General features: G+C 30.4%; 5 protein-coding genes and 1 pseudogene. All 6 read right to left on the minus strand.

The window, feature by feature from the left end; genetic code table 11:
* A partial coding sequence (locus Q1K13_RS01190; protein WP_300346977.1) for a V-type ATP synthase subunit F occupies positions 1-295 on the minus strand: 295 nt, incomplete at its 3' end.
* Positions 282-1,289, minus strand: coding sequence for a V-type ATP synthase subunit C (locus tag Q1K13_RS01195; RefSeq protein WP_300346980.1), 1,008 nt, complete (start codon positions 1,287-1,289; stop codon positions 282-284). The genes Q1K13_RS01195 and Q1K13_RS01190, both read right to left, overlap by 14 nt.
* A 12-nt stretch (positions 1,290-1,301) precedes the next feature.
* Positions 1,302-1,898: pseudogene (locus Q1K13_RS01200) on the minus strand (V-type ATP synthase subunit E).
* A gap of 30 nt (positions 1,899-1,928) precedes the next feature.
* Positions 1,929-2,423, minus strand: a complete 495-nt coding sequence (locus Q1K13_RS01205) for a V-type ATP synthase subunit K (RefSeq protein WP_003456004.1) — start codon at positions 2,421-2,423, stop codon at positions 1,929-1,931.
* Positions 2,424-2,477: 54 nt separating this feature from the next.
* On the minus strand, positions 2,478-4,424 hold the full coding sequence (locus Q1K13_RS01210; RefSeq protein WP_300347030.1) for a V-type ATP synthase subunit I: 1,947 nt from the start codon (positions 4,422-4,424) through the stop codon (positions 2,478-2,480).
* Positions 4,411-4,771, minus strand: a 361-nt coding sequence (locus Q1K13_RS01215; protein ID WP_300347033.1) for a hypothetical protein, incomplete at its 5' end; no start/stop codon positions are given. The genes Q1K13_RS01215 and Q1K13_RS01210, both read right to left, overlap by 14 nt.

Consider the following 4,771-nt stretch of genomic DNA (forward strand, 5'->3'; position numbering starts at 1 on the left):
CTTTTTCAACGTTATCTGATATTCTTTGTTTTCCTATATTTAGAGTTCCTTGATTGCTTGGAATTAATATTACAGCAGGAAGTACTTGTCTTGTATATCTCTCGATAGTTTCTTCTATATTCTTAGCAACGTGTTCTGTAACAAAGATTACTGCATAACCTGTCATTGCAAGCTTATCAATTGTTTTCCTAGCTTCTTCATCTTCAACTACTGGGAATACATCTATTCCTAAAGCTTTAAATGCTAAAACTGAGTCTTTATCACCTACAACTCCAATTTTCTTATACATATCCATCACGCAGCCTTTCTCTTATTACTTCCTTAGTAATATTGTTTAATTTACCAACCATGATAGTTCTTATTTGCTTTATTTCATTCTCTTTAACATACATATATGTTAGAACCGGCTCTAAACCTTTAGTTACTATTTTAGCTTCTTTCATTATACTCATTATATGGTTATCAATAAGTTTTTCAAACTCACTAACTGATGAAGTTTCTATGTAACTAGCTATACCTTCTCTTACAACATTTGAATATTCTTTACTACTTAAGTTATTTGGAATATTCTCTATTGTATCTATATATATATTTCTAAACTTACTAGAATCTATACTACCACCTGGTACTATAGCATCTAAGAAGAAGTTAACATTCTTATCTTGCTTCTTAGTTCTTAATAATGTTTTAACATTATTTAAATCAATAAGATTATTAAGGTATCTATCTAAAGCCTTATCTTTTATTTCTTTTTTGTTTGCTATTTCATGAATATGAGCATATAAGTATTGATCTGCTATTAAATCTATAAACTGAGGATCTTTAGTTTCCTCGTACTTTTCAAATATCTTCTTTGAGCACTCTTCCATTTTCTTAGGAAGTCTACCAAAATCCTCTCCATTTATTGCAGATTTTAAGTCATTTATTCCTATCATTCCAACCGGTATTAACATTTGGGAAAAATCTTTATTTAAGATTTTCCCCTTTACTAATACCTTTATGTTATGATAGTCATATTTTAAAGCCATAACATCTATGATTCCTTTTAATGGACTAGCTTCATACATAGTTTTATATAATCTAACTAATTCATTTGATAAAAGAATCTCATAATCTTCTGGTCTTCTTACTTCATTCATAAATGCTGCATACTCTGTTTCTTGTAGAACTTTTAATGCACTTTCTGAACTGTTTGCATCTATCATTCTTTCTATTTGAGCTTTATCAAGGAGTTTCTTTTCGTATACTCTGATTCTAGGAATTAATTGCAAAAATTGCATTGAATCCATTATTCATCCTCCTTAATCAAATAATACTTTGTTCACCTCAGACTCTAACTCTCCTCTTAAAGAGTTAATTAAAGCTTCAAAGGTATTATTTATTTGTATTCCATTTCTATCTAATATGAAGCCACCATTAAATTTGCCTTCCATATTTAATGTAATACTTCCTTTTATTCCTTTAGATTCAAGTTCTTTATTTAATGCTTCCAAGAACTCTTTGCTAAATATATCTTTATCTTTTTCATTGATTATAATAACTTCATTTCCTTCTAAATCTAATGAATTTAAAGTTGAAGTAATGTAAGATACATATTCTTCTTTTGAAATATTTTGTAATGTTTCTATAGCTTTATGGAAGATATTTGATATAACTTCTTGCTTAGCTTTTAATACATCATTTCTTTCTGATTATTTAGCATTTGAAATTATTCTTGCTTTCTTAACTTCAGCTTCTATATTAGCTTTCTTTATTATTTCTTCTTTTTCTGCTTCAGCATTATTTGCTTTCTTAGATACAATCTTCTCTTTTTGTGCTTCAGCCTCAGCTAATATATACTTTTTCTTTTCTTCAGCATCATTTAGAATCTTGGAAGTTAAATTATTTAAATTTGACATTCCCTTCACTTCTCCAATCTTTGCTTACTATTATTGTATTACGCTTGCACCATTTACTAATAAGAATGATATAACGAATCCTAATAATGCATATGTTTCAACCATTGCTGCGAATATGATACCTTTAGTATTGTGCTCTGGTCTTTTAGCTAAGATTTGGATACCAGCTGCAGCTGCTTTACCTTGAGATATACCTGACCATAATCCAGCGATAGCTATTGGTAAACAAGCAAATAATAAGTATAATCCTTTAGCTAATGATGCATCACCATTACTGATTTGGTTAAATACTAAGAAACCTATAACGAATCCATAAAGACCTTGTGTACCTGGTAATAATTCAAGAACTAATGCTTTACCAAACTTTTCTGGTTCTTCAGTAACTAATCCCGCTGCTGCTTCCCCAACTATACCAACACCTTTAGCTGATCCTATACCTGACATACCTACAGCTAATGCTATTCCAAAAGCTCCAAATATTAATCCTCCGTAATTTGCCATAAAATATGAAATCCAGTTTTCCATAATTTAATTCCTCCTGAAAATATAATGTTATTTTAATTTAATTTTAACTATAATTTATTTATTTCTTTTTATTGTTATGAATTTATTTATTGTTCTAAATGGTGTGAATGCTTTTCCGCCACCTTCATAGAATTTTGAGAAGTACTCAACGTACTGTAATCTCGCTGTGTGAACATATGCTCCAAGTAATGATAAAAGCATATTAAATGTATGAGCCGCTATAAAGAATAAAGGTCCTACAACTATAACTGCTATTCCTGGGAACATACCTATTATTAGATTAAGTGCAGCTGCTATTGATCCACCTGCAATACCTAAAGCCATAAGTCTTGTATATGATACTAAGTCTCCTACGTATCCTGTTATACCGTATAAGGCATATAAACCTTGACCTATTTGAGCACCTTTTGTTTCTTCATCTCTACCTTGTGTTAAGATTATTAATATTGAACCTACTATTGATAATCCTTTACCTACTAAGCTTATAGGGCCATCAAAGAATATCATTGGAAGACCTATTAAAAGCATAATCCATGATCCTACATCAAATAAAGCATATAAATATTGCTTATCTCTGATTAACATGTACGCTTTTATAAATAATCCAAAGAATATTTGAATAACCCCAAATCCAACTGATAAAATTAGTAACAAGTTGGTATCTTTACTTGGATTTATAAGTCCAAATTTCAATTCAAATCCAAAGGCAGTACCAAATATTGCACCTGCAATAGTTGTAGCTATACTTAAATACATAAAGAATTTAGCAAACTTTTCTTGTGCCTCATCTAAATTAAGTAATTTCATAGCTAATAGTGATCCTGCAAATAATACTAGTCCGTATCCTAAGTCTGCAACCATCATGCCAAAGAATACTAGGTAGAAAGGTGTTAAAAGTGGTGTAGGGTCTATTTCATCATATCTTGGTAAGCTATACATTTCTGTTATTGAATCGAAAGCTGCTGCTGGTCCCTTATTGTGTAATTTAACTGGAACTTCTGCAATTTCATCTTCTTTAACTTCTTCAAATTCAAGATAATACATATCTCCTACTGAACTCTGTATAATTCCTTCTAAAGAAAAATTATCATTCTTTGGAACCCAACCTTGAATAACAACTACTTTATCTGTTTTTAAGAAGTTTTCACTAGCTTCTTTTCTAATAAGTATGTTGCTGTAATATTCATAAGCTAATTCTAAAGTTCTCTTTTCTTCTCTGTAATTTGAAAGTACTCCTCTTAAGTCTGCTTTTTGAGCTTCGATTTCTTTTATTTTTAATTTAAACTCTTCAACAAGAACTGAAGCTTTTTCTTTGTACTTAGTTTGGAATGCTGAAAAACCAAAGTTCTTTAAAACTTCATCCATTTCTTCAGCTCTTTCTTTCATTGTCATTACAAAGACATATGAATCTTGGTCAGTGTTAGAAATAACTTCTATATAACTTTCCTTGAATTCGCTTTCAATTTCATTCTTCATGTTTTCAAGATTTTGACTTGAAATTACACCTAAGAATGTAACTACTTTTTCAAAACTATTTAATTCACCTAGTGGAGCATCGAAACTTTGCCATGGCTCTAAGATTTCTATTTCACCTAAAAGTTTTGTCTTTTCGTTTTCTAGAGTAGCAAGCTCTCTCTCCATTTTCTTAACCTCTGAATAAACGACTTCCCAGTTGCTATTTTCAACCTTTACTTCTAGCTCATCCAAAGTTAAGCTTTCTTTACCAGCTTTTAAAGCCTTAAATCCTCCAACTTCAGCAACAAACTCTTTTAAGAAGTCTAAAGCTGATCTTGTTTTTGAAACATTTTCTTCTATAAGAGTTGTTTCAGCATCTAAATCATCTTTGCTAAGAGATTCAAAGACTTCATTGCCTTCCACTTTTTCTTCATCTTGTAAGTTTATGAACTCAACTTCTGAAGAACTTTGAATTTTTTTAAGAAGCTTTTCTTTCTCTGATTCAAAGGCAAGTAAGGTGAATTTATTCATCTTAACTATTGCCATTAGTTTTCACAATCCTCTCAATAACTAAATTTACTGCTGAATCAATCTTAGAACCTTTAAGACTTGATACCTCAGCACATTGTTTTTCACCTTCTGAAAGTATGACCTCAGCCTCTTTTCTTCCGGCTTCCTCTGCATTGCTAACAATTCCTCTTGCAACATTTTTAGCTTCTTCTATTATTGAGTTATATCTTTCATCAGCTTCTATTGTTGCATCAGAAATTATTTTTTTGCTTTGCTCATGAGCTTTTTTAATCATTTCATCAGCTTGCAATTCAACTTTTTTAATTTCTTTTATTGCTTCTATTGCCAAAGTTTCACCACCTTTATATAAGGAATTTTTATAA

Source organism: Clostridium sp. (genome assembly GCF_029267215.1).
Classification (GTDB): domain Bacteria; phylum Bacillota; class Clostridia; order Clostridiales; family Clostridiaceae; genus Sarcina.

Bases quoted from the DNA above. Each gene is read 5' to 3' on its own strand.
- Q1K13_RS01205 (WP_003456004.1), bottom strand. From the start codon at position 2,423: ATGGAAAACTGGATTTCATATTTTATGGCAAATTACGGAGGATTAATA.
- Q1K13_RS01195 (WP_300346980.1), bottom strand. From the start codon at position 1,289: ATGGATTCAATGCAATTTTTGCAATTAATTCCTAGAATCAGAGTATAC.
- Q1K13_RS01210 (WP_300347030.1), bottom strand. From the start codon at position 4,424: ATGGCAATAGTTAAGATGAATAAATTCACCTTACTTGCCTTTGAATCA.